Source organism: Streptomyces sp. NPDC001507, assembly GCF_042894765.1.
GTDB lineage: Bacteria > Actinomycetota > Actinomycetes > Streptomycetales > Streptomycetaceae > Streptomyces.
Genome location: NZ_JBIAVV010000006.1, coordinates 510,304 through 535,140, shown reverse-complemented (window position 1 = coordinate 535,140; position 24,837 = coordinate 510,304). Strand labels below are relative to the sequence as shown.

At 72.9% G+C, this 24,837-nt stretch carries 21 protein-coding genes; 11 read left to right on the top strand and 10 right to left on the bottom strand.

Annotation, left to right across the window (positions count from 1 at the left end; translation table 11 throughout):
• Entirely contained in the window at nucleotides 1-1,113 is a 1,113-nt protein-coding gene (locus tag ACFY0K_RS22370; protein ID WP_352358895.1) for a HAMP domain-containing sensor histidine kinase, read from the top strand.
• Nucleotides 1,114-1,122: 9 nt separating this feature from the next.
• Here the strand turns inward: ACFY0K_RS22370 and ACFY0K_RS22365 are convergent, their stop codons facing one another.
• Nucleotides 1,123-2,112: an NAD-dependent epimerase/dehydratase family protein gene (locus ACFY0K_RS22365; RefSeq protein ID WP_390641300.1), complete on the bottom strand. Its 990-nt coding sequence runs from the start codon at nucleotides 2,110-2,112 to the stop codon at nucleotides 1,123-1,125.
• A 247-nt stretch (nucleotides 2,113-2,359) separates the two neighbouring features.
• On the opposite strand from ACFY0K_RS22365, the gene ACFY0K_RS22360 reads away from it, so the two are divergent.
• Nucleotides 2,360-3,559, top strand: a complete 1,200-nt coding sequence (locus tag ACFY0K_RS22360) for an acyltransferase family protein (RefSeq protein WP_390641299.1) — start codon at nucleotides 2,360-2,362, stop codon at nucleotides 3,557-3,559.
• Nucleotides 3,560-3,601: 42 nt separating this feature from the next.
• Here ACFY0K_RS22360 and ACFY0K_RS22355 read toward each other — a convergent pair whose 3' ends face one another.
• On the bottom strand, nucleotides 3,602-4,183 hold the full coding sequence (locus ACFY0K_RS22355) for a hypothetical protein (RefSeq protein WP_390641298.1): 582 nt from the start codon (nucleotides 4,181-4,183) through the stop codon (nucleotides 3,602-3,604).
• Nucleotides 4,184-4,402: 219 nt separating this feature from the next.
• Between ACFY0K_RS22355 and ACFY0K_RS22350 the strand changes: the two genes are divergently transcribed.
• The gene (locus ACFY0K_RS22350) at nucleotides 4,403-4,765 is read left to right on the top strand and encodes a signal peptidase I (protein WP_390641297.1); all 363 of its coding nucleotides are present in this window, start codon (nucleotides 4,403-4,405) and stop codon (nucleotides 4,763-4,765) included.
• A 94-nt stretch (nucleotides 4,766-4,859) separates the two neighbouring features.
• Here ACFY0K_RS22350 and ACFY0K_RS22345 read toward each other — a convergent pair whose 3' ends face one another.
• Nucleotides 4,860-6,104, bottom strand: coding sequence for an NADH:flavin oxidoreductase/NADH oxidase family protein (locus tag ACFY0K_RS22345; RefSeq protein ID WP_390641296.1), 1,245 nt, complete (start codon nucleotides 6,102-6,104; stop codon nucleotides 4,860-4,862).
• Nucleotides 6,105-6,199: 95 nt separating this feature from the next.
• Here ACFY0K_RS22345 and ACFY0K_RS22340 point away from each other — a divergent pair, with 95 nt between their 5' ends.
• On the top strand, nucleotides 6,200-6,784 hold the full coding sequence (locus ACFY0K_RS22340) for a TetR/AcrR family transcriptional regulator (protein ID WP_390641295.1): 585 nt from the start codon (nucleotides 6,200-6,202) through the stop codon (nucleotides 6,782-6,784).
• 176 nt (nucleotides 6,785-6,960) lie between these two features.
• Here the strand turns inward: ACFY0K_RS22340 and ACFY0K_RS22335 are convergent, their stop codons facing one another.
• From ACFY0K_RS22335 to ACFY0K_RS22325, 3 genes are all read right to left on the bottom strand, one after another.
• Complete coding sequence (locus tag ACFY0K_RS22335; protein ID WP_390641294.1) at nucleotides 6,961-8,016, bottom strand: glycoside hydrolase family 19 protein; 1,056 nt, start codon at nucleotides 8,014-8,016, stop codon at nucleotides 6,961-6,963.
• 223 nt (nucleotides 8,017-8,239) lie between these two features.
• Entirely contained in the window at nucleotides 8,240-9,700 is a 1,461-nt protein-coding gene (locus tag ACFY0K_RS22330; protein WP_390641293.1) for a sensor histidine kinase, read from the bottom strand.
• Nucleotides 9,697-10,458, bottom strand: coding sequence for a response regulator transcription factor (locus ACFY0K_RS22325; protein ID WP_351958646.1), 762 nt, complete (start codon nucleotides 10,456-10,458; stop codon nucleotides 9,697-9,699). Before ACFY0K_RS22325 ends, ACFY0K_RS22330 begins: the two co-directional genes overlap by 4 nt.
• 409 nt (nucleotides 10,459-10,867) lie before the next feature.
• On the opposite strand from ACFY0K_RS22325, the gene ACFY0K_RS22320 reads away from it, so the two are divergent.
• From ACFY0K_RS22320 to ACFY0K_RS22300, 5 genes are all read left to right on the top strand, one after another.
• On the top strand, nucleotides 10,868-12,460 hold the full coding sequence (locus ACFY0K_RS22320; RefSeq protein ID WP_390641292.1) for an IucA/IucC family protein: 1,593 nt from the start codon (nucleotides 10,868-10,870) through the stop codon (nucleotides 12,458-12,460).
• 37 nt (nucleotides 12,461-12,497) lie between these two features.
• Nucleotides 12,498-14,207, top strand: coding sequence for an IucA/IucC family protein (locus ACFY0K_RS22315; protein WP_390641291.1), 1,710 nt, complete (start codon nucleotides 12,498-12,500; stop codon nucleotides 14,205-14,207).
• The gene (locus ACFY0K_RS22310) at nucleotides 14,204-15,415 is read left to right on the top strand and encodes a type III PLP-dependent enzyme (protein WP_390641290.1); all 1,212 of its coding nucleotides are present in this window, start codon (nucleotides 14,204-14,206) and stop codon (nucleotides 15,413-15,415) included. The genes ACFY0K_RS22315 and ACFY0K_RS22310 overlap by 4 nt, the downstream gene beginning before the upstream one ends.
• Nucleotides 15,412-16,716 carry an MFS transporter gene (locus ACFY0K_RS22305; protein ID WP_390641289.1) on the top strand — a complete coding sequence of 435 codons (1,305 nt, stop codon included), beginning with the start codon at nucleotides 15,412-15,414 and terminating at the stop codon, nucleotides 16,714-16,716. Before ACFY0K_RS22310 ends, ACFY0K_RS22305 begins: the two co-directional genes overlap by 4 nt.
• Before the next feature lie 100 nt (nucleotides 16,717-16,816).
• Nucleotides 16,817-19,273 carry a transglycosylase domain-containing protein gene (locus ACFY0K_RS22300; protein WP_390641288.1) on the top strand — a complete coding sequence of 819 codons (2,457 nt, stop codon included), beginning with the start codon at nucleotides 16,817-16,819 and terminating at the stop codon, nucleotides 19,271-19,273.
• A 43-nt stretch (nucleotides 19,274-19,316) separates the two neighbouring features.
• Here ACFY0K_RS22300 and ACFY0K_RS22295 read toward each other — a convergent pair whose 3' ends face one another.
• Together ACFY0K_RS22295 and ACFY0K_RS22290 are read right to left on the bottom strand one after the other, a co-directional pair.
• Nucleotides 19,317-20,069, bottom strand: a complete 753-nt coding sequence (locus ACFY0K_RS22295) for a polysaccharide deacetylase family protein (RefSeq protein WP_390641287.1) — start codon at nucleotides 20,067-20,069, stop codon at nucleotides 19,317-19,319.
• Nucleotides 20,066-21,400, bottom strand: a complete 1,335-nt coding sequence (locus ACFY0K_RS22290) for a glycosyltransferase (protein WP_390641286.1) — start codon at nucleotides 21,398-21,400, stop codon at nucleotides 20,066-20,068. The genes ACFY0K_RS22295 and ACFY0K_RS22290 overlap by 4 nt, the downstream gene beginning before the upstream one ends.
• Nucleotides 21,401-21,677: 277 nt before the next feature.
• On the opposite strand from ACFY0K_RS22290, the gene ACFY0K_RS22285 reads away from it, so the two are divergent.
• Both ACFY0K_RS22285 and ACFY0K_RS22280 read left to right on the top strand, forming a co-directional pair.
• On the top strand, nucleotides 21,678-22,313 hold the full coding sequence (locus ACFY0K_RS22285; RefSeq protein WP_390641285.1) for a DedA family protein: 636 nt from the start codon (nucleotides 21,678-21,680) through the stop codon (nucleotides 22,311-22,313).
• A 297-nt stretch (nucleotides 22,314-22,610) separates the two neighbouring features.
• Nucleotides 22,611-23,288, top strand: a complete 678-nt coding sequence (locus ACFY0K_RS22280) for a phosphatase PAP2 family protein (RefSeq protein ID WP_390641284.1) — start codon at nucleotides 22,611-22,613, stop codon at nucleotides 23,286-23,288.
• A gap of 94 nt (nucleotides 23,289-23,382) precedes the next feature.
• On the opposite strand, the gene ACFY0K_RS22275 is transcribed toward ACFY0K_RS22280, so the two are convergent.
• Nucleotides 23,383-24,414 (bottom strand): M56 family metallopeptidase, encoded by a 1,032-nt coding sequence (locus ACFY0K_RS22275; protein ID WP_390641283.1) that lies wholly within the window; start codon nucleotides 24,412-24,414, stop codon nucleotides 23,383-23,385.
• Between the two features lie 4 nt (nucleotides 24,415-24,418).
• Nucleotides 24,419-24,817, bottom strand: a complete 399-nt coding sequence (locus ACFY0K_RS22270) for a BlaI/MecI/CopY family transcriptional regulator (RefSeq protein ID WP_390641282.1) — start codon at nucleotides 24,815-24,817, stop codon at nucleotides 24,419-24,421.
• Between the last annotated feature and the right edge of the window lie 20 nt (nucleotides 24,818-24,837).

The following is a 24,837-nucleotide window of genomic DNA, read 5'->3' as shown; positions in this document are numbered from 1 at the left end:
ATGCGCGACACCCTCCTCATCGCCCTGTACGCCTTCGCCGGTGCCGCAGGCACCGGACTGCTCGGGGCGGCCGCGCTGCGCCTGCTGCGGCGCCGCTCGCTGACCGCGTCCCTCACGGTGGTCGCCGTCGTCGGCGTGGTCGCGATGCTCGCCGGCACCCTGGCGGTCGCGTGGGCGATGTTCCTCTCCTCGCACGACCTCTCGGTGGTGACGACGGTCGTCGCGATGGCGGCGGTGGTGTCCCTGGCGACCGCGCTGATACTGGGCCGCTGGGTGGTCGCCCGCAGCCGCGAACTCGTCCTCGCGGCACGCTCGTTCGGCGAGGACGGCGACTTCGCCGCGCCGCCGGTCCCGGCCACCGCCGAGCTGGCCGAGGTGAGCCGCGAGCTGGCGGCGACCAGCGCGAAGCTGGCCGAATCGCGCGAGCGGGAGCGGGCGCTGGAGACCTCGCGGCGGGAACTCGTCGCCTGGATCTCCCACGACCTGCGCACCCCGCTGGCCGGTCTGCGGGCCATGTCGGAGGCCCTGGAGGACGGCGTCGCCACCGACCCCGACCGTTACCACAAGCAGATCCGCACCGAGGTCGAGCGCCTCAACGACATGGTCGGCGACCTCTTCGAACTCTCCCGCATCCACGCCGGCACCCTCGCCCTGAGCCCGAGCCGGATGTCGGTGTACGACCTCGTCGGCGACGCCCTCGCCGGTGTCGACCCGCTGGCCCGGGAGCACGGCGTACGGCTGGTCGGCGACCGGGTGGACCCGGTGCCGGTCGAGGTGGACGGCAAGGAGATGAGCCGGGTGCTGGGCAACCTGCTGGTGAACGCCATCCGCCGGACGCCCCCCGACGGCACGGTCGCGGTCGCCGCCGAACGGTCGGCCGAGGGCGCCGTCGTCCTGTCCGTCACGGACGGCTGCGGCGGCATCCCCGACGAGGACCTGTCCCGCGTCTTCGACACCGGCTGGCGCGGCACCCACGCCCGGACCCCGCCGGCCGGAGCGGGGCTCGGTCTCGCCATCGTGCGCGGGATCGTCGAGGCCCACCAGGGCCGGGCCACCGTGCACAACATCCCCGGCGGCTGCCGCTTCGAGGTCACCCTCCCGGCGGCGCCATGACGCCGGCGGCTACCGCGCCCGCGCGAACTCCCGCATCCCCTCCGCGAACCCGACCTCGGCCTTCCAGCCCAGTTCGGCCCGCAGCCGGGCGGAGTCGGCCGTGATGTGCCGTACGTCGCCCAGCCGGTACTCCCCGGTGACCACCGGCAGCGGGCCGCCGTGCGCCTCGGCCAGCGCGCGGGCCATCTCGCCGACGGTGTGCGGCTCGCCGCTTCCGGTGTTGTACGCGGTCAGCACACCCGGCGCGGAGCCCGCCTCCAGCGCTGCCGCGTTGGCGGCGGCCACGTCCCGGACGTGCACGAAGTCCCGGCGCTGCCGCCCGTCCTCGTACACCCGGGGCGCCTCGCCCCGGGCCAGCGCGGAACGGAAGAAGGAGGCGACGCCCGCGTAGGGCGTGTCGCGCGGCATCCGGGGCCCGTACACGTTGTGGTAGCGCAGCGACACCGCCGAACCGCCCGTCGACCGGGCCCACGCGGCGGCCAGATGCTCCTGGGCCAGCTTGGTCGTGGCGTACACGTTGCGCGGATCGACGGGCGCGTCCTCACCCACCAGCCCCGGCGTCAGCTCTTCCCCGCACACCGGGCAGTTCGGCTCGAACCGTCCCGCGTCCAGATCGGCGACCGCGCGCGGCCCGGGCCGTACGACACCGTGCCGCGGGCACTCGTACCGCCCCTCCCCGTACACGACCATCGACCCGGCGAGCACGAGGTGGCGGACCCCCGCCTCGGCCATCGCGGAGAGCAGTACGGCCGTGCCGAGGTCGTTGCGGGAGACGTACTCGGCCGCGTCGCCGAACCCGACCCCGAGGCCGACCATCGCGGCCTGGTGGCAGACCGCGTCCACGCCCGCGAGGGCCCGCCCCACCGCCACCGGGCTGCGCACGTCGGCGCCCGGATCGTCCCGTACGTCGAACACGACCGCCTCGTGCCCACGCGCGGTCAGCGCCCCTACGACATGGGACCCGATGAACCCGGCACCGCCGGTGACCAGTACACGCATGGGGCCACGCTAGGCGTGCCCGGCCCCCGGACCACGCGCCCACGCCCGCACGTCACGACTCCGTAAGGCGCCGGGCGGCCGGCGCGTTGCGGCGTGCGCACCCTGCGCACGGACTCCGCGACCGGGCGCGGCGGTTGAACGGCCCGGCCGGGGGTCACGTACCTGTCGCTGTGGGCGGTTCCGAGCCGCCCGAAGGCACCGGTGCCGCGCGGCAGCCGGTGGTCAGAGGAAGGGCCGAACCATTTCCGTGGATGCGAGTCGCCCGGCCGGCAGTGCTCTCGACCTGGCCGTCCCCGTAGGCCGGGAGGAGACCGGGACCGGGGACGGGACCGCGGGCCGGCCCCGTCGGCAGGCGCCCGCGCAGGTGCGGGGCCTGGACGGCCTCCGCGGCCTGGCGGCGCTGTACGTCGTGCTGTTCCACTGCTGGCTGTACACCTTCCCCGGCTACCCGCACAGTTCGGCGCCGCCGTGGCTGGGCGGGCTGATGTTCGGGCGCCTCGCCGTCGTCTTCTTCCTCGTGCTGTCCGGGTTCTCCCTGGCGATCTCCCCGGCTCGGCACGGCTGGCGGCCGTCCGGTGTCGGCGAGTTCCTGCGCCGGCGCGCCTGGCGCATCCTGCCGCCGTACTGGGCGGCGCTGGCCCTGAGCCTGCTGGTCTCGTGGTTCGTGGTGCCGGCCTCGCACTTCGGGCCGCCCACCGGCGCGACGGTCCTGGTGTACGGCCTGGTCGCCCAGGACATGGTCACCGCCCCGACGCCGAACGGCGCGTTCTGGTCGATAGGGGTGGAGGCCGAGCTCTACCTCCTCTTCCCCCTGCTCCTCGTCGTCCGACGGCGCTGGGGCGCCGCGATCCTGGCCGCTTCGGTGACACTCCCGGTGGTCGCCCTCGGTCTGACGGCGCCCGGCGCACATCCGGTGGAGGGCGACAACTGGCTCGCACCCCATCTCGCCCCGGTGTTCGCCGCGGGCGTCGCGGGCGCGGGCATCGTCACGGCGTCGGACCGGGTGCGGCGACTGCCGTGGGGATGGTTCGCCGTCCTGGCCGCCCTGCCGGTCCTGGCCCTCGGCGCCGTCCGCGGCTCCGCCTGGACGGTCGATCACTACTTCTGGATCGACCTCGCCGTCGCCCCCGCCATGACGATGCTGCTCGCCGCCGTCGCCACCGGGAAGCCCGCCGTCCTCGTACGGCTCCTGACCGCACGCCCGGTCCACGGCCTCGGCGGATTCTCCTACAGCCTCTACCTGATCCATCTGCCGGTCGTCCTGGCCGTGATCCGCCGGGTGGCCCCGCATTGCGTGGCGCCGGGACTGCCCACGTTCTGGTTCACACTGTCGGTGGGCCTGCCGGTTTCGGTCGTCTCGGCGTGGCTGTTCTCCAAGGTCTTCGAAATTCCGTTCAAGCGGAACAGGTCCTGGAAGACGTTTGTCGCGGCCCGTTCCGGCGCCTGAGGAAAGGCCCGGCCCTCTTCTTCGGGCCGGGCCGCCGGTGCGTCAGCCCGTCGCCGTCGATTTCTGGCCGGAGGGAGTGACGGCGTACCACTCCTGGTCCTTCCCCTGGCCGTTCGTCTGCCCGGCCGCCGTGTCGCCCACGTACCGGTAGAGCGGCCAGCCGGCGAGGGTGAGCTGGGTCCGGCCGTTCCGGTGGACCGTGCCGAGGAGGCTCTTCTCCACCCCCGAGGCCTGCACGGACTCCGGCACGATCACCGGCAGCCAGGTCTTCGTGCACGTGCCGGAGCACGTCCACTTGGAGGGGTTGGGCTGGTCCTTGTCGTAGCGGTAGAGGGTCAGCCCCTTGTCGTCGGTGACGATGCTGCCCAGGCCCTGGGCCGACCTGGTCAGCACGGCCGCGGTGGTGGCCGGCTGCCCGCTCGCGTCGCCGGCGCCGGCGGCCGTCGTGGCGGCGGCCGGATCCGACGCGGCCGGGGTCGCCGACGTGACCGGGGTCGCCGACGTGACCGGGGCGGCCGGGGCGGCGTTGCCGGTGGCGCTGCCGTTCGAGGAGCCGCACGCCCCCAGCAGGAAAGCGGAGGCGAGCCCCAGAGCGAGGCTCGGACCGATGCGTCGCGGGATCAAGACAGGTGCCCTTCGTCGGAGTCGCGTCTACCTGCCCCTTCAGTACGTCGGCCGGCTCCGGCCCGCTCAGCCGCCGTGCCCACGTGACGCACTCTTGACCATCGCCCGACAACAGCAGCGTGATTGCAGGAACCTGCTCCTCGCCGCGCTCCGCTGAGCGGCGGCCGCCCGGCACTCCGTCCCGGCCGGTCCGGCGGCCGGCTGTTAGCGTTCGGACGCATGGCGGACAGCGTGTACGTGGGCAAGGCGGGCAAGGACGCGGCACTGGACCGGGGCTGGCTGCTCGGGCACTTCAAGGAGCCCGACGACCCCCGGCACAGCCAGGCGGTCGAGGTCAAATGGGGCGTCCACGCACGCGGCGAACAGCGCACCCAGTGGGTGGAGGGCGACGTGCGCACAGCACTCCTGGTCCTCGTCACGGGCCGCTTCCGCCTGGAGTTCCCCGGCCGCAGCGTGCTCCTGGAGGAGCAGGGCGACTACGTCGTCTGGGGCCGGGGAGTCGACCACTCCTGGTTCGCCGAGGACGAGTCCGTCGTCCTGACCGTGCGCTGGCCTTCCGTGCCGGGATACGCCGCCGGGTAGGACCGCCGCCTCGGCGCGGCCTGTCGACGGACGCGCTCCGGTGCGATGCTCCGCGAGCGACGAGCACCCACCGGGGGCCCTTCCGGTGGCACGCTCACGCGGTGCGCTGTGACGCGGAGAGCCAGGCGCGGTAGTGGCGCAGGGCCCGTCGCTGGTTTCGCCGCTCGGCCAGGAGGGCTATCGCCGGGTGGGTGCGGGGGGTGGGGCGGCTGCCGCGGGCGATCCGGCGCATCTGGTGGCGGACCTGGGCCATGCCGGCCGCCGAGGCGAGGGCCTTGTCGGACCAGGTGACCGGCCGGATCCGGTCGTCGGCCTCGCGGCCCTGGCGCCAGCGCCCGGGCAGGTCGGGGGTGACGGCGAGGGCCGTGCCCATCCCGACCATCGCCACGCCGCTGTCCAGGACCTCGTCGGCGGTGTGCCGCCGGGTGATGCCGCCGGTGAGCATCAGCGGCAGCGGGCTGGTTGCGGCCAGGTCCTTCGCCAGGTCGAGGAAGTACGCCTCGCGGGCTTGGGTGCGGGCGTCGGCGGGGCGTCCGGACATCGCCGGGCTCTCGTAGCTGCCACCGGACAACTCGACCAGGTCGACGCCGAGCGGTGCGAGCATCTCGATCACCTGGCGGGCGTCGTCGGCGTCGAACCCGCCGCGCTGGAAGTCGGCGGAGTTGAGCTTCACCGCGACCGCGAACGACGCAGACACCGCGGCGCGCACCGTACGGACGACGTCCAGCAGCATCCGGGCCCGGTTCTCCAGCGATCCGCCCCACTGGTCGGTGCGCTTGTTGACCAGGGGAGAGAGGAACTGCGAGAGAAGGTAGCCGTGCGCGGCGTGGATCTCCACCCCGTCGAAGCCCGCCAGTTCGGCGCGCTGGGCGGTGACGGCGTGCCGGGTGACGGTGGCCTGGATCTGTTCCGGCGTCATGGCGACGGGCTTGCCGAAACGGCTGCTGTGCCTGCCCAGGTCGACGGCGACCGCGGACGGGCCCCAGACGACGCCGGGCATGTCGGACCCGATCTGGCGGCCGGGGTGGTTGATCTGCATCCAGACCGCTCCGCCACCGGACTTGGCGGCCCCGGCCCACTCGGTGAACGGCTCCAGTGGTGCGGCCCTGTCGAGTACGACGCCGCCGGGGCCGGTCAGCGCCTCGGCGTGCACCATGACGTTGCCGGTGATCAGCAGCCCGGCGCCGCCGGCGGCCCACTGCCGGTACAGCTCGAAGAGCCCCTTGTCCGGAAGCTGGCCGTCGCCGGCCATGTTCTCCTCCATGGCCGCCTTCGCGATCCGGTTGTTCAGCACCTGCCCGGAGCGCAGGGACAACGGCGAGAACAGTTCGCTGGTCATCCGAGTTCCCCTCTCGATCTCGATCGCCTAATATGTATGCAGCGTTCACATTAGGTCGGCGATGTGAGCGATGTAAACTTAAGGGAGTGTGGCGAATGTCGCAGTCGGGCGGCACGTATCACCACGGCGATCTGCGCGCCGCCTGTCTGCGTGCCGCCCGGGAACTGCTGGAGGAGGACGGCAGCTCGGGGCTTTCCCTGCGGGCGGTCGCGCGGCGGGCCGGCGTCTCGGCGACGGCCCCCTACCGCCACTACGCGGACCGTGAAGCGCTCGTCTCCGCCGTCGCCGCGCAGGGCTACCGCGAACTCGCGGAGTACCTGCTCGCCGCGCACCCCGCGCCCACGACCCCGGACGAGCTGGCCGCGGTCGCCGTCGCCTACGTGCGTTTCGCACTGGACCGCCCGGCCCTGTTCCGGGTGATGTTCGCCGAACCCTGCGATCCGAACAGCGAGGAGCGGGTCGCCGCGACCGCCGCGATCTCGGAGTACGTCCGCGGCGTCGTTCGCGGCGCCTTCCCCGGCGCCGACGCCGACGCGCTGTCCGTCACCGTGTGGGCCCTCGTCCACGGCCTGGCCTTCCTGCACCTCGACGGCAAGCTCGACTCCGCCCCCCCCGAGCTGGTGGCCGACCAGGTGCGCACCGCCGTTCGCGCGCTGTTCACCGCCTCCGCGGCGATGTGACGCACCCTTCTCGTGCCGGCACCTCGGCACGGGCTCGCACGTGCGGGAAGCTCCTGGCAGAAGGGGCCGTTGATGTTCGGCAACCCGTCTGCCAGGAGCCTGGCCGTGCTTAGAGGGCAACCTGCGGGCTTCACCAGCAGGTTGGACATCCACCCTGGTCCGGCGCCGGGAGGCGGTCAGCAGGTGAGGTTGGAGCCTGCGGGGACGCCGAGGACGGAGGTGAAGGAGAGGTAGTCGTTGACGCGGTCCTGCATCTCGGCGGTGTTGCCGCCGTTGCACTCGATGCTGCCGTTGATGCTGCGGATGGTCTCGCCGAAGCCCGCGCCGTTGACCATGGCGTTGTGCCCGGTCATCGTGCCGGGACCGGTCTGGGTGTTCCAGTACCACAGGCCGGTCTTCCAGGAGATCGCCGCATCGGTGGCGACCAGGCCGGGGTTGTCCAGCAGGTCGATGCCGAGGGCGTCACCGGCGGCTTTGTAGTTGAAGTTCCAGCTGAGCTGCATCGGGCCGCGTCCGTAGTAGGCGTACGTGCCGGCGGGGCAGCCGTAGGGTTCGCTCGCGCAGTAGTTCCCGGACTGGTCGACCTCGTTGATGTAGACGAGGCCGCCGGTCTCGTGGTCGACGTTGGCCAGGAACGCCGCGGCCTCCTGCTTCTGCACGGTGGTGCTGCCGGTGGTGGCGAATCCGGGGTAGGCGCCGAGCGCGGCCACCAGGCCGCTGTAGGTGTAGAAGGAGCTCCGGTTCGGGAACATCTGGTTGAACTGGGCCTCGCTGACCACGAATCCACCGGTGCCGCCGCCCCCGCCGCCTCCCCCGCCGGAGCCTCCGGTGCAGGCGTAGGGGGACCAGTACCAGGTGCTGATGGTGGGGTCGTATCCCGGGTTGTCGTGAGTGGCGATGTAGTACTGACCGTTGGGGGTGTACTTCACGACGGCGCCGGTCGCGTAGGACTGCCCGGCGACCCAGGCGGGGTAGTTGCAGCTTCCGCCGGTGCCTCCTCCGCCGGAGCCACCGCAGGCTCCCTGATCGGCCCAGACCGCGGCGACGCCGGGCGTCTCGCCCTGTGTCCACCACTTGGCCTGCCAGTTGTCGCCGTTGTAGGAGGCGGTCATGCCGCCGGTGTAGACCGCGCTGGAGCTCCAGGCCGTGGCGCAGTCCGCCGCCGCCGCGGGGCTCGCGGTGATGGTGAAGGCGCCGAAAAGACCGGCCAGGACGACGAGCAGTGCTGTCATGGACCTGCCATACATGGGTCTGCGAGACCCACGGGGCATGGTGGTGCTCATGCGCCACTCCAGAGGTAGGGGGTGAGTGGTACCCCAGCAGCAAAGCGTGATTGGTCCAGACCAGTCAAGGGCCGGGTGTGGTCTTTTGCCTGGGCATGAGCGATGGGTACTTCCGGAAAGGAATCACCGGCAACGCCGCCGCGGCCTCGTGAGGCGGCCGGGGGACCACGGCCTACCGCGCATGTGTGGTCGGGGTCGCCATGTCGACCGCAGCGGTGCTGAGGCGATCCTGCGGCTCGCGGCATTCGGCGTGCCGGAGGCGGACGACCGCGTCGAGTCCGCCGCCGGGGGCCGCCTCCAGGGTGACCTCGCCCCCTCCGGCGCGGGCGAGGTGCCGGACCAGTGGCAGGCCGAGGCCGGTGCCGTCGTGGTCGGCGTGGGGGGCTCGCCAGAACCGGTCGAAGGCCCGGTGCCGTTCGGCCTCGGTCATGCCGGGGCCCTGGTCGGTCACGTGCAGCTCGGTCATGGCCGGGGTGCGGGTGCCTTCGGCGGGGGTGGTGACCACGGCCAGCGTGACGGAGGTCCCCGGTGCGGACACCCGGAGCGCGTTCGAGAGCAGGTTGTCGATGATCTGTTCCAGCGCGCCGGGGACTGCCAGCACCGGCACGGACGCGCTTCCGGACACCATGATGTCGACCTGCTGTTCGGCGGCGAAGGCCGTCCAGATGTCCGCGCGGTCGCGGACGACGGCATTCAGATCGGCGGCTGCTGCCCGGATCTCCGTGTTCTCCATCCGGGCGAGAGCGAGCAGCCCCTGCACCATGCGGCTGAGCCGCTCCAGCTCGCCGAGCGCCGTGTCGAGGCTGTCCTGGGCGCAGGGGGCGAGGTGCGGCTCGAAGTTCTCCAGGCGCAGGCGCAGTGCCGTCAGGGGTGTCTTCAGCTGGTGTGACACGTCGGAGGCGAACGCCTGCTGAGCCTGCAGCAGGTGCTGAAGCCGGGTCGCGGTCCGGGTGAACGACGCGGCGAGCCTGCGCAGTTCCGGTGGTCCGTGGTCGGTGGCCGGGGGATCGGTGATCCGCCCTTCGGCGAGTTGCGCGGTGGCGCGTTCCAGGGCCTGCACGGGGCGGGTGATCGAGCGCGCGAGAGCGAACCCGATCAGGGAGGCCGCGGCGAGGACTCCGAGACCGACCGCGGCGAGGACCAGCCAGGTGGTGCGCACCCTGGCCTTGAGCGGGCCCAGCGCGTACACCGTGCGCACCACACAGGCGACGGCGGGGTTGGACCCGCCCGGCACGGTGACGAAGAGGAAGTCACTGTCCGCGGGCGGGGCCCTGCGCGTGCCGACGGTGGGGCGATCGTGCAGTGCCGTGGAGATGTCCGGCTCGGCGGAGAGGTCCTCGCCGACCACGGCGCGGTCAGCGGTGTCGGTGAGGACGATGCCCCGGCGGTCGGCGACGAGCACGGTGCCGCCGGTCCGCCGCCCGTACGCGAGGGCGAGGTCGGGCAGGTCGGCCGTCAGTCCGTGCTCCATCTTGTCCTCGCAGACCTCGGCGAGCGTCATCGCCCCCTGCTCCGCCGTGCGGGAGAAGCGGGCCAGCTCGCTGCGGGCGTAGAAGACGCCGAAGGGCACTTCGAGCGCGAGCAGGACGAGCAGTATCAGGCTCAGGTGGCTGAGCAGGAGGCGACGGGTCACCGGAGCTCTCCGCCGCGCGTCCGCACCGCGGCGGACGGGACGTCGGGATGTGCCGGGGGGACGAGGCGGAAGCCGATTCCACGGATGTTCTCGATCCAGGAGGCGTCGCCGAGTTTGCGCCGGAGCGCGGCGATGTGGACGTCCAGGGTCTTGGTGGGCCCGAAGAAGTGAGGTTCCCAGACCGCGTCGAGAATCTGCCGGCGGGAGCAGACGGCGCCGGGGTCCTCGGCGAGGCAGCTGAGCAGGTCGAACTCCTTGGGCGCGAGGGCGATGGACGTCTGGTGCAGGCGAACCTGCCGCGTGCGGCAGTCGATGGTCAGCGGGCCGATCCGCTGGATGCCGGGCGTCGCGGGACGACCGAGGCCGTCGGAGGGGTTCGAGGATCCGGACTGGGGGTCCGGAACCGCTGGACGGGCGCGGCGGGTGACGGCCCGGATCCGGGCGACGAGTTCCCGTACGCCGAACGGTTTGGAGACGTAGTCGTCCGCACCCAGTTCGAGCCCGAGGACACGGTCCACCTCGTCGTCCCTGGCCGTGATCATGATGATCGGTACGGACGAGCGGGATCGCAGCGTCCGGCACACGTCGATGCCGTCCATGTCCGGCAGCCCCAGGTCCAGCAGCACCATCGCCACCTCCGGCGCGGCGAGGCCCTCGGCCCCCGTTCTGGCGTGTTCCACGGTGAACCCGAAACGGCGCAGCCCCTCCGCCAAGGGCCCGGCCACCCGGTCGTCGTCCTCGATCAGCAAGACACGCATGCCGAAAGGCTCACAGACACCGGCCGCGGCGCGTGGCGCAAACGCCGCAAGCTCCCCCGAGTCAGTGATCTTCCACGGTCGGCTCACCCGCTGTGGCGCGGCTTCTTGACGACATCAAGGGCCTGGCCAGCGTGGTGTAAGCCAAGAGTTAAGACGTCGGACGCCGGCACGCGGCCTCCCAGGCGACAGCCGGAATCTGATCCAAGGTCAGCGCGCCGGCCCCTGTGCCGGCCTCGGCCGGACCGGCCGGAACCGTGCCAGGCGAAACGCTGTTCCGGGGGTGTCCGCGACCTCTCGCTGTATTCGCTCTGGCAGTTCCCTTGATCGTCTTCCCGTAGCGTCGGCCGGGCGGTCGGTGCCACCGGAGCACCACCGGACAACCCGCCACCGCAAGAACCAGGGACACCGCATGCCCATGGACGACCGCATGCCCGTTGACGAACTGCGCCGCATCCGCCCGGACCTGGTGGAGCCCTTCGCGACCGCACTCCCGGGAGCACGCGCCACCGTGCTGTCCCGCCTGTGGGGCGCCTTCGGACGAGAACCCCTGCCCGGTGTGACCAGGCGTCGCCGTGAGGCCGGATCTTTGGTCGTCGAGCTGCAAAGGGGCGGTTCGCTCTCGGCGGCCGAGGCCGGCGCGCGGCCCTTTGCCGACGTTCCGCAGGACTTCGCCGTGTCGGGACCGGAGGGGCCGATCGGCGACCCGGCCCGGCTGCTGGCACAGCTGGGCCTGCGAACCCGCGCGGCGGAGCGGCTGGCGGCCGAACTCGGCAACAGCGTCTTCAACCTGGCCCTCGCCAGAGCCGCGAACGCCGACCGGAAGGCCACTCCGGCCGACTCGGCGGATGCCGAGCAGGCGGTCGTCGACGGCCACCCGCAGCACCCCTGCTGCCGGACGCGCACCGGCATGTCCGTCGCCGACGTGCTCGCCTACGCGCCCGAACACCACCCGGTCGTCCGGCTGGCCCTGGTCCGGGTCCCGGCCGACCGCTGGCAGGGCGCCGGCGACTGGCCGCGGGCACTGCGGGACGGCGACGCGTTCCTGCTGCCGGTGCACCCCTGGCAGCGGGACCACGTGCTCCGGCACCACCGCGACCTGGCCGCCGTGGAGGAGACGATCGCGGCCCGCCCGCTGCTCTCGCTGCGCACCCTCGCACCGCTCGGCGCGCTGCCCGGCTGCCACGTCAAGACCGCGCTCGACGTCCAGGTCACCAACTACCGGCGCACCATCTCCCCGGCCGAGGTCGCCGACGGGCCCCCGCTGTCCGAGCTGGTCGCGGCCGTCCTCGACAAGGCCGGGCACAGCGGCAGCCTGCGCGTCCTGCGGGAGCTGGGCGGCGGCTCGGTGCGCGTGGGCGGGCAGCCTTCCGCGAGCCTGACGGCCATGATCCGGGAGTCGACCGAGTGCCACCTCGATGCCGGGGAGATCGCGGTACCGCTCACGGCCGTGCACGCGACCGGAGCCGCCGTGGTGTCGGGGGACCCGGTGAGCTGGCTGGCGGACCTCGCCGGCCTCGTCCTGCCGCCGGCTCTGACGCTGCTGTCCATGGGGGTGGCCCTTGAGGCCCACGGCCAGAACACCCTGGTCGTCCTGCGGAACGGGCGGCCGGTGCGGGTGCTGTACCGGGACCTGGACGGCGTACGGGTCAGCCCGCGCCGCCTGGCCCGGTGCGGCTTCACGCTGCCGCCGCTGCTCGGCACCCGCGCAGGTGACGACATCGACGCGCTGCGCACCAAGCTCTTCGGTGGCCTGGTCAGCGGGGTCTTCAGCGAGCTGGTCGAGGTCCTCGGCCGGACCCGGGCGGCCGAGCCACGAGCGCTGTGGGGCACGGTCGCCGAGGTCGGACGCCGCGTGTTCGCGAGCCTGCCCGACCAGGAGGACGCGGCAGCGTTCTTCGGGGACACGATGCCGCTGAAGGCGACCGTCGCCATGCGCCTGTCCGAGAACCCGGGCGCGGCGCAGTGGACGTCCGTTCCCAACCCGCTGGCGCTGTGCCGTTGACCTCTGACACCGACCGCTGTCCCACTGGAGCGACCACATGAACATCGGCACGGCCCCCCACACCGAAAGCGCCACCACCGTCCCTTCCCCGGCCACGGAGCCGTCGCGGACGGCCGACCTCGTCACGACCCACACGCTGCTCAACTGCCTGATCCGCGAGGTGTCCGCCCCCGAGCACCAGGTGACGGTCGCCGGCGATCACCTCCTGCTACGACTGCCCCGCCGGGGCCTGCTGCTGCGTGCCGCGCTGCGCCGGACCTCGTTGATCGGGGCCCATCGTTTCCAGGGCTCGGTGCAGCGGCTCGACGGCGATGCCTGGGTGACCGTGGACTGGCGCGAGCTGGCCCGGTGCATCCAGGACGAACTGGAACAGCGCACGGGCCTGGCCAACGAGGAGTTCCTGGGGCAGGTGGCGGACAGCCGGGAGGCGATCCGCGTCGTACTGGAGGAGCGGGCGGGCGCCCGGACGGCCGCGGACCCGTACGTGGCCTCGGAGCAGTCCCTGGTGTTCGGCCACCGTTTCCACCCCACTCCCAAGGCCCGTACCGGGGACCCGGCGGACTGGCTGGCGTACGGCCCGGAGACCGGCACCCGCTTCCGGCTCCGCTACCTGGCCGTACGCCGCCACCTCGTACGGGAGGAGGGCGAGCCGCACGTGCTGGACGCGCTGCACCCCGTGGCCGACCCGGAGTTCGCCGTACTCCCCGTCCACCCCTGGCAGTACCGGATGCTGAAGGACCACGACCGGCTGCGCGAGGCGGTCGCCGCCGGGGATGTCGTGGACACCGGCACGGGCGGCCCGGAGCTGGTGCCGACCGCATCGGTGCGGACGCTGTACGCCCCGGAGACCGACGCGTTCCTGAAGTTCAGCCTCAACGTCCGCCTCACCAACTGCGTCCGCAAGCACGCGAGTTACGAGCTGTCCGGGGCCGTTGCCCTCAACCGGCTGCTCCAGCCCGTCTTCGCCCGTCTCACCGACCGCTTCCCGGGCTGCGCACTCCTGGCCGAGCCCGGCTACCGCACCCTCGGCACGGCCGGCGACACCGCCCTCCTGGAGGGCTTCGGCGTCATCGTCCGCTCCGGCCTGCGCCGCCATCTGCGTCCCGGGGTCACACCCCTGCTCGCCGCCGCGGTGGCGGACGAGTATCCGACCGGCGCAGCCCACGTCTCCCAGCTGCTCGCCCGCGGCGACGGTGACATCCTGGCCTGGTGGGACGCGTACCTCGGCCTGTTGCTGCCGCCGGTACTGGCCGCCTACTTCGAACACGGCGTCGTGCTCGAACCCCATCTGCAGAACGTCGTCGTCGGCGTCGGGGCCGACGGCACGCCCGCGCAGATGTTCTTCCGCGACCTGGAGGGCACCAAGCTCCTGACCAGCCGTCACGGTCCGGCCCTCGACGAGCTCCCGGACGACGTGCGCGGACCCCTCACCTACGATCCCGAACACGGCTGGAACCGGGTCGCGTACTGCCTCCTGGTCAACCACGCCGCCGAGATGCTCAGCGCCCTGGCCGACCTCGACCCTGCCCTGGAAGCCGCCCTGTGGGGCCTGGTCCGCGACCACCTCGCCGGCTACGCCCGCACCGCCGCCGAACCGCCCCGCCTGCGTGCCCTGCTGTCCGGCGTACCGCTGCCGGCCAAGGCCAACCTCCTGCTGCGCTGGTCCCGCAAGGCCGACCGGCACGCGACCTACGTGCCCCTGCCCAGCCCGCTCGGCGCGGACTTCCCCCGCGAGGTGGTCCGGTGAGGCCCGGGACGTACGACCTCGTCGCCGCACTGCCCGAGGACGATCTGCCCGCCTACGTCTACGACCTGCCCGGCCTGCGCGAACACGTGCGCACGATCCGCGCCGCACTGCCCGACCGCGTCGAGCTGCTGTACGCGGCCAAGGCCAACTCCGACCCCCTGATCCTGCGCACCCTCGCCGCACACGTCCATGGCTTCGAGGTGGCCTCCGGCGGCGAACTGGACCACGTCCGCGCCGTCGTCCCGGGCGCACCGATCGCCTTCGGCGGCCCGGGGAAGACCCAGCAGGAGCTGGCCCGCGCGCTGGACGCGGGAGCCGAGCGGCTGCACATCGAGAGCGAACACGAACTCCGCGTGCTCACCACCCTGCTGGGCGGCCGGAGCGTGGACGTCCTGCTGCGCGTCAACCTGCCCGTCGACGTGGGCCGGGTCGCCCTGGCCATGGGCGGCGGGCCGTTCGGCATGGACCCCGTGCAACTGGACCGCTGCCTGGAGGTGATGGCGCCGGTCCCGGGTGTCCGACTGCGCGGCCTCCACTTCCACCTGGCCAGCGGGCTCCAGGCCCAGGCCCATCTCCCGCTCGCCGACAAGGTCCTCGCCTGGGCCGGGAGCTGGGCCCGCGCCCGCGGAGTGGACCTGCGCGAGGTCAACGTGGGCGGCGGCATGGGCGTCGACTACACGCATCCGCCCAGGGTGTTCGACTGGCCCGCACTCGGCGCCGGACTGCGCCGGATCCTCGGCCGCCACCCCCACCTCACCCTCCGGATCGAGCCCGGCCGCTCGGTCACCGCCTACTGCGGCTGGTACGTCACCCAGGTCCTCGACATCAAGTTCAGCCGGGGGCACGCGTTCGCCGTACTGCGCGGCGGCACCCACCACCTGCGCACCCCGGCCGCGAAACAGCACGACCAGCCCTTCGAGGTGATCCCCGACGACACCTGGCCGCGGCCCTGGAACCGTCCGGAGGTCCGGGACGAGCCGGTGACGCTGGTCGGGCAGCTCTGCACGCCCAAGGACGTCCTGGCGAGCCGGATCATGATCGAACGGCTGCGTGTCGGCGACCGCGTCGCCTTCGCCATGGCCGGCGCCTACGCGTGGAACATCTCCCACCACGCGTTCCTCATGCACCCCCACCCGACCTTCCACCACCTCGACGACGAGGCCGGCACGCCCGTCGCGGGCGGCACGTATGCCCGCCGGACGTCATGAGCGCCGGCTTCCGCCTGCCGGCGACGCACGCGCTCGCCGTCCCGGACTTCCGGCGCTACCTGCTCGGACAGCTGGTCTCCAACACCGGCACCTGGATGCAGCGCGCGGCCCAGGACCTGCTCGTCCTCCACACCACCGGCAACAGCGGCAGCGCGGTCGGCATCGTGACCGCGCTGCAGTTCCTGCCGCAGACCCTGCTCGGCCTGACCGGCGGCGTGCTGGCCGACCGGTACCCCAAGCGACGGACGCTGCTCCTGACCCAGACGGCGATGGCCGCCCAGTCGCTCCTGCTGGGGCTGCTCACGGTGACCGGGGCGGTGAGCCTGCCGTCCCTCTACGCGCTGGCCTTCGCCCTCGGCACCGCCACCGCCGTGGACAGTCCCGCCCGCAACGCCTACATCTGCGAACTCGTCTCCCACGAGCGCACGGCCAGCGCGGTCGGCCTGAACGCCGCCCAGTTCAACGTGGCCCGCGCCGTCGGCCCGGCCCTCGCAGGTCTGGCCGTCGCGGCCTTCGGCACCGGCCCGGTGTTCCTCCTGAACACCGCCTCGTACCTGGCCGTCCTCTACGGCCTGATCACCATCCGTACCGACGTACCGGACGCCCCGGCCCGCGCGCGACCGGGCCGCATCCGGGCGCGCGAGGCGTTCCGCCACATCGCCGCCACTCCGGAACTGCTGCTGCCGGTCAGCCTCGTCGCCTTCGTCGGCACCTTCGGTCTCAACTTCCAGGTCACCGTCTCGCTCGTCGCCATCACGGTGTTCCACACGGGCGCCGCCACCTTCGGCTACCTCTCCGCCGCCTACGCCCTGGGCAGCCTCCTCGGCGCGATCCACTGGGCCAACCACGGCAGGCCCCCCACCGCACGCCGTCTGATCTCCGCCACGATCGGCTTCGGTGCACTGGAAGTCGCGCAGGGCCTCATGCCGGGCTACGGCTCGTTCCTGGTCCTGCTGTTCGTCACCGGATGTGCCGCGGTGACCGTGACCACCACCGCCAACGCGATGGTCCAGCTCCATGCCGACCCACTGCTACGGGGTCGCGTCCTGTCCGTATACTTTGTCGTCCTCCTCGGCGGCACCCCTGTCGGCGCACCGCTGGTCGGCCTGGTGTCCGACGCTCTCGGAGCCCGCTTCACCCTGGTGCTGGGCGGTGTCGTCTCGCTCGCCACCGCGCTCGTGCTCTCCGTCCTGTTCGCGAGCCGAACCCGACGGCGGGTCCGGGTCACGGAGCCGGCACCGGTGACCGGCGCACCCTTTGCTCCGGTCCGGCCGGAGCGGGAGCGGCAGCCCGAGCTCTGACCGGGGCTGCAGGGGGGCGGCTGCATGCGCGGTGCGCGAGCAGCTTACTCTTACAACATGTAGGAGTAGGTGGGGGGGCACCGACTGAGGAGTGGCGAGAATGAGCGAACACCGGCGCCGATCGTCGGGGAGGACCACACCGTCCGGCCCCGACGGCATGCACGGCGGTGGCCGGGCCGCGGCGCGCAGGGCTGCGCAGTCCCGGGGCGGGCGCGGCCGCCGAGCCGCCGGCACCCGGCATGCGAACGTCGCACGGCCCGGTCGGCGGAGCCTGATCGACTACCCGCGCGCCGGACGACGCGGTGTCCGGCGGTGGCTGCCGTCGTGGAAGCTGGTGTCCGGCACCTTCCTGCTGTTCGTCGGCTGTCTGGTGGGGCTGTTCGGCTACGCCTACGCCACGACGACCATTCCCAGCGCGAACCCCAGCACCCAGGCGCAGAGCAACACCTACTACTGGTCGGACGGCTCGGTGATGACCACCCAGGGGGCCACCAACCGGCAGAACGTCGACCTCGCCCAGGTGCCGAAGCTGGTGCAGTGGGACTTCCTCGCGGCGGAGAACGCGACCTTCTACTCCGATCCGGGCGTCGACACGCAGGGCATGCTCCGGGCCGTGTACCACATGGCCACGGGAGGTGAGGTGCAGTCGGGGTCCACCATCACCCAGCAGTTCGTGAAGAACACCTACCTCAGCCAGGACCAGTCGGTCACCCGTAAGCTCAGGGAGATCATGATCTCCCTGAAGATCGGCGGCCAGCTGTCCAAGCAGCAGATCCTGCAGGGCTACCTCAACACCTGCTACTACGGCCGGGACGCCTACGGCATCGAGGCCGCGGCCCGTACCTACTACCACGTGCACGCCTTCCAGCTGAACGTCAGCCAGGGGGCCTTCATCGCCGCCACGGTCAACGAGCCGAGCCTGCTGATGCACGCCGACACCGACCCGCAGGCCAAGGCCCAGGCCAAGGCCCGCTGGACGTACGTGCTGGCCCGGATGGCCAAGATCCACAAGATCACCGACGCCCAGGAACAGCGGTACCTCGCGGCGGGCTTCCCCACGCCCAAGCCGTACGCACCGTCGGCGGGCATGGCCGGGCAGACCGGGTACCTGGTGCAGGCCGCGGAGAAGTACGTGAAGGCCCACACGTCCCTCACGGACCAGCAGCTGGGCCACGGCGGCTACCAGATCTACACCACCTTCGACAAGAAGAGGGTCAGCGCCCTGTCGGCGTCCGTCGCGGCGATGGAGCGCAAGCATCTCGATCCGCAGCACCGCTCCGCCGACAAGGACGTCCAGGTCGGCGCGGCGTCGATCGATCCGTCCACCGGCGCGATCGTGGCGCTGTACGGCGGGGCCGGCTGGAACAAGGGGCACTGGACGGACAACGCGGACGCGACCGGTGTGCCGGTCGGCTCCACCTTCAAGCCCGTCGACCTGGCCGCCGCCCTCGACCACGGCGCCGTCCTCTCCCCGGGGCAGCCGCCCTCACCGGTCACCCCGGCCTCGAAGTTCGACGGCGACGACGGCATCACCATCAAGAACCAGCAGGGCCAGGAGCTGCCGGACTCGAACGACCCCACCGGTCTCCTGCACCAGCGCAACGACGTGTCCACGAAGTGGGGATACATCACCCTGCGCAAGGCGATGGAGCAGTCGGTCAACACCCCCTACGTCCAGCTCGGCGAGTACGTCGGCTACGACAACGTGGAGAGCGAGGCCCTGAAGGCGGGCCTCCTGCACACGAGCCTGCAGTACGACACCCCGGGCTTCTACATAGGTACCTCCACACCGTCGGCGATCCGGATGGCGGACGTGTACGCCACCTTCGACGACGGCGGGGTCCAGCACGAGCCGTACTCGGTGACCAAGGTCGTCGCCGACGGCCGGCAGCTGGCCGGTTTCGACAAGCCCAAGGGCACCATGGCCATGCCCGCCTCGACCGCCGACACCGTGACCGACGTCCTGCGAGGTGTCGTCAAGAACGGCACCGGCACCAACGCCCAGGCCCTGGGCCGCCCGGCCGCCGGCAAGACCGGTACGACCGACGACTACAAGTCCGCCTGGTTCATCGGCTACACCCCGCAACTGACCACGGCCGTGAGCATGTTCAAGGAGGACCCGAAGAACGCCGGCCTCCAGTCGATGCAGGGCGTCGGCGGCTACGCCAAGGTCTTCGGCGCCGACATGCCCACCGAGGTGTGGACCGGCTACATGACCGCCGCCCTCCAGGGGCAGCCCGTCCAGCAGTTCCCGCCCGCACCCGCGCTCGGCCAGTCCACGGACGAACTCGGCGCGCCCTCACCCACCCCCTCCGCCACCGCGACCCAGAGCACACCCCCGGCCACCCCGACCGTGCCGGCCACTCCGACCCCCACCACCGCACCGTGCCACGGGCACGGGAAGCACTGTGTCAGCCCGAGTCCGACCGACACCGCAGGAACCACCGCCGGTACCGGCGGCGGCCTCCTCGGCGGCACGACCGGCGGCGGAACCTCACCCACACCCACGCCGACGGGCAGCACACCCGCGCCGGCAGGCGTCCGCGGCCGGCCCTGAGCCGTCGCGTCGTCCGAGGCCGAGAGCGTGGCTCAGGCGGCGTTCACCCGCGGGGCAGGCCGGGGACGCCGTGTTCGCGCAGGGGGCCGACCTGCCAGCCGCGTTCCTGGCAGGTGTCGAGGATGCGGGGAAGGGCGGCGAGAGTGGTGCGCCAGGAGCCGGTGGCGGAGGTGCAGTCGGAGTCGTGCAGCAGGATGGTGCCGCCACCGCGCAGGTCGGTCAGAACGGTGCGCTCGACGGACTGGCGGGTGGCCCGCCTGCGCCAGTCCTCGCCCCAGCAGGTCCACAGCACCGGGGTCATACCGAGGCGCCGGCAGGCCAGATGGGCGGCGGTGCTCATCACCCCGTACGGCGGCCGGAAGAGCACGGGTGGCCTGCCGGTGACGTCGGCCACGGCGTCGCGGGCGCGGGCGAGGTCGTCGTAGGCGGCGCGGGGACCGCGGAGCAGCAGCGGGCGGTGGTGCCAGCCGTGGACGGCGATCTCGTGCCCGGCGGCGGCCATCTCCTTCGCCAGGCCGGGAGAGCGGGCCAGCATGGAGCCGAGCAGGAAGAAGGTGGCCCGCAGCCCGCGTGCGTCGAGGTACTCCAGGAAGCGCGGGGTGGACAGGTGGTCGGGGCCGTCGTCGAAGGTGAGCGCGACGTGATCGGGACGGCCGCGCCCTGCCAGGCGCGGCATGGCCGCGTTGCGCAGCGGCCCGAACGTGGAGATCACGGGTGCCGCGTGCAAGGCCGCCAGCGCGGGCACCGCCGCGGCGGAGGCGAGCGCCGTGGCACGGACGAGACGGGCCGGGGTCACCGACCGTCTCCGTCCAGGTAATGAGCGACGGCCGTGAAGCGGGCGGGCGTCTCGTTGTAGGCGTAGGCCAGTGGGGCGGCGACGCCCAGACAGGCCGTGGCCGCCACGGTCACGGCCGTCAGGGCGACCCGCCGTCGGCCGGCGAGGCGCCGCGCCACGGGCTGTGCGTGCGGCGCGGGGTGCGGCCCGGTCCTGGCGGCGATGGCGGTCACCGGTCCGGGGGCCAGGCGGTGCAGGTCGAGTCCGACCGCACGCTGGGCCCGACCGCGGGGTCCGTGGAGGAGCTCGGCCAGCACCCGGCCGAGGTCCGCCGGGTCGCGGACCCAGGCCGCCAGGCCCGCCTCGTCCAGGGCGTCCGCGTTGGTCTGGCCGTGACCGGGGATGCAGCGGTAACTGGCCACCGGCAGCCCGGCGGCGAACGCCTCCAGCGAGGTCAGCCCGCCCGCGTTCTGTACCAGGACGTCGCAGGCGTGCATCAGCCCGGGCATGTCGTCCACCCAGCCGAACGCGTGCGTGATGCCGTCGGCGCGCAACTCCTCCACGAGGGCCTCGTTGCGTCCGCACACCACCACGGGCACCGCGACCCCGGTCTCCCGTATCTCGGCGGCGGCCCGTCGCACCGGTCCGACGCCCCACGACCCGGCGACCAGCAGGGCCAGGGGCGCGTCCGCGGGCAGGGCGAACCGCTCGCGGGCGGCGGTCCGTTGCCCGGCGGTGGCGGGGGTGAAGCGCGCATCGGTGACCGGACCGACGACGGTGGCGGCGGCCGCGCCCTGTACGTGGGCCTGGGCCGCCGGCACCGGGTGCACGGCCAGGTGGGCGTCGATGCCGGGGGCGACCCAGAGGGCGTGGACGGAGAAGTCGGTGAGGTAAGTGAAGGCCGGCACCGTCAGCTTGCCGCGCCGGCGCAGTGCACCGAGGACCTGGCTGGCGCCGGGGTAGGTCGAGACGACCGCGCGGGTGTCCGGCGCGAGCGCCCGCAGGGTGCGCTGCTCGGCTGCGCGGAACAGGGCCCGCCACAGCGCGCCGGGGCGGGCGGCCCGGTCGGTGGCCGCGTACAGGCGCTGGTAGCCGTCCGGCATCCAGGTCAGCATCCGGTGGTAGGTACCGCACAGCAGCCGGCCCGTACCGGTGGGCAGCAGGTCGAGGAAGTCGTGCCGGTCCACCAGGTACCCGTGCTCGGTCAGCCGCTGCGCCAGCCCCGCGGCCGCACCGTCGTGTCCCGCGCCGACACCGGCCGAGATGATCGCGATCCGCCCGGCACCGCCCTGCGGCGGTGCGGCGGACGGCGAGGGCGCCGACTCCGGCACCAGGTCGTCGGGGTGGACCACGGTGGATCGCCTCCTGATGGGCTACGGGGCACGCCGGGCATGCCCCGGCCCGGACGGCGCTGCGGGCAGGCCGAGGCCGCGCCTGCGCGCGGGCCAGGGCCACGAGTCGACCGCTGTGGTGCCGAGAACGGAAGCTACTACATGATGTAGAACTTAGGAAACGATCGTCGCGGGGCGGGTGTTCGGCGGCGGCTCGGACCCCGGTCTCCCGATGGGTGCCGGTCAAGTTACTACAAGATGTAGAGGTAATGGTGGTTCGCCGAAGGGAGGGGCGCCGATGGCGTCAGCTCTCATGACCGCTGCGGCGGCGCTGGATCCACAGGCGATGCTGACGAGGTTCGGGGCGTGGGCCGTACTGGTCGTGGTCTTCGCCGAGACCGCCCTGCCCGTGGTGGGCGTTTTCCTGCCCGGTGACACCCTGCTGTTGCCGGCCGGGCTGGCGTGCTCGCTCACTGCGCTGGGTGCGGCCCGGCTGTCGCTGCCCCTGGTGCTGACATGCGCGGGTGCGGGTGCGCTCGCCGGCGCGCAGACCGGTTTCTGGCTGGGGCGGCGCGGCGGCCGGGCGGTGCGGCTGCGCGGACGCGGCGAGGTCCGAACCGGGCGGGCCGAGGCGCTGTTCGTGCGCTACGGGCCCAGGCGGGCGGTGTTGCTGGGGCGGTTCGTCCCGGTCGTGCGCACCCTGGTCCACCCGGCGGCCGGCCTGCTGGGCATGCCGGCTGTCTCCTTCACCCTGTGGCAGTCCCTGGCCGGCATCGTCTGGTCGCAGTCGCTGGTGCTTGCCGGTTACGCGCTCGGCGAGAGCGGGCGGCGCGGGACGGCATACCTCACGCCTGCCATCGGGGCCGTGGTCGCCGCCGGGTTGCTGCCTCCTGCCATCGCGTGGCTGCGCACTCGCCGGGCGCGACGCCGGTGACCGGACGCCTTCCCGGGCGGTGAGCCCGCGGCGCCGGACAGGCGGACGGGCGGCCGGCTCCCGGGATCGGGTGAACCTGGCGAACCGCGTCGTCCCCGCCGTGCGGCGAACGGCCCGCGCCACTCGCATCTACAACATGTAGTAGATTAGTCGGGTGGTCACTCCGGCGTCGTCGCCACGTCATTCGAGCGTCACCTCGCAAGCGCGAGGCGACCGGTGACAGAGCCCGGGCCCCATCGCCGCTCGCTCATCCCGTGAGCACTCGGCGCACTCACATGGACGGAAGGACCCCCCGCTATGGCCGCGGCCGCCACCGCGCAACCGGCCCTCGACGGATCCGGCATCGACGGCTCGTTGTTCACCTCGGTCACCGACTTCGCCCGTGACACCAAGTGGCTCAACACACCCATGGAGGTGTGGACCAACCTTGGTCTCGGAGTCTTCGCCATCCTCATGATCGCCGGCTGGTGGACCGCACGGCGCCGTGGCCCGCGGGCGATGACCGTCGCGCTGGCCGCGCCGGTCGCCGTCCTGACAGCCTTCGCCGCCGCCGAGGTCGTCAAGAAGCTCGTCGCGGAGGTGCGGCCCTGCCGGTCGATGCCCCACGCCTACTTCGTCGACACCTGCCCGGCACCTTCGGACTACGCCTTCCCCAGCGGGCACGCCACCGTCGCCGCCGCGACCGTGGCAGCGCTCTTCCTGCTCGACCGCCGGCTGAGCGCCGTCGCCGCCGTGTTCGCCGTACTGGAGGGCTTCAGCCGGGTCTACGTCGGCGCCCACTACCCCCACGACGTCCTCGGCTCCGCCGCAGTCGCCCTCCCGGTCGCCTTCCTCGTCAGCGCGGCATTGAGCCGCTGGGCCACCCCGCTGGTCGGCTCCCTGAGCCACGGGCCGCTGCGCCCCTTGCTGGCGGCCGAGCTCGTCGCCACCACAGCGCCGGCCCGGCAGGCCGCTTCCGCCGGGGATCCACTGTGACCACCCGCCCGACGGCGTGAACTCGTAACTTCTTGCGGCGGGCCGGAACGGGCAGGATCAGGGGGCCGGCAGCAGAGGACCGGCGCCCCGCAGGTCAGAAGTGCCGCTCTCCGTGATCCGGACGATCAGGGACGGCACAGCAGCCGTCCGGTCCGTGCGCAGGGGCATCGTCGTGGCCGGCCGGCGCGGCGGCGGTGGTGGTGGCAGTGGCCTGTGCGCTGCACAGCGCCCAGTGCGCGCTGTCCAGCATGCGGTCGCTGTCCGAGGCGGCGTTGGCCAGGCTCGCGCAGCAGACGGCCAGCAGCAGACCGCCCACGAGCAAGGGCAGGCTGCGACGGGCGGGCGGCGGTGCCAGCAGGGCCCGTACCCGTTGCGGCACCACCCCGCCGGTCGCGGCCAGCGCGGCGGTACGGGACGCACCGGCGGATGCCAGGGCGGCGCGGCCCACGGCGTGGGCGACGACCGTACGGTCACCTACCCGCTCGGCGGCCTCCTCGTCGGCCCAGCGCTCCAGGACGAAGTTGCCCGCGACGGCCACCGGCCGCAGCAACGGGTTCAGGGCGGCCGTGAGCCGCCACACGCTCTGGAAGACGTGGTGACGCCCGCGCAGATGCGCCCGCTCGTGGGCGAGCAGTGCCTCGCGCTCTGCGCCGTCGAGGCGGCGCAGCATCCCCCGGGAGACGACGATCCGGCCCGGTGACCCAGGCAGTGCGAAGGCCAGCGGGACGTCGTCGTCGAGTACGGCAAGCTCCGTGTGTCCGGGCAGGCCGGCGCACTCCCGCCGGGCCCGGAGCAGGTGACGGCCCTGCCGGACGGCGGCCACACCGAGGGACACGACACACACCGCTAGCACCAGGGTGCTGACGGCCGCGACCACGGCGTAGACGGGATCCTGGGAGCGCAGCGCGGACACGGACCAGCGGCCTTCCTCGGCGATCTGCGGGATCTGCGCCACTCCGGTGAAGGCCAGCAGGGCGAGGGACCCCGCCCATCCGGCCGCCGTCACCACCGCAGCGCAGGCGAGCGCCAGGGCCGCCGGGCGCGGGGGCAGCCGCTGCGCCACGGGCGGCGCGAGCACGGCGAGCGCGGCCGTGACGAGGAACGGGATGTAGACGCTGATCAGCACCGGCTCACCGCTTCCCGGGCGAACGCCGGCTCTCGGGGGGCACGTCGTCGTGCCCGGCCAGCAGCTGCTGCAGCAGGTGCTCGTCCTGTGCGGACAGCTCCGAGACGAAGCGGGCCAGCACCGCCTGGCGGTCGGAGCCACCCGTCAGCAGGGAGTGCATGCGCTGGGCGGTGTGCGACGCCTCGTCGCGGGCCGGCTCGTAGGCGTAGCCACGGCCCTCGCGGCGCCGCACCAGCATGCCCTTGTCATGCAACCGGGACAGGATGGTGAGTACGGTCGTGTAGGCGAGGTCGCCCGGCAGCTGTTCCCGGACTTCCCGCGCGGTGAGCGGACCGCCGGCGGCCCAGAGTGCGGCGAGCACATCGCTCTCCAGTTCGCCGCGCGCCCGCCTGCCGGACCCCACGTGGGCTTCCTCGTCTGCCT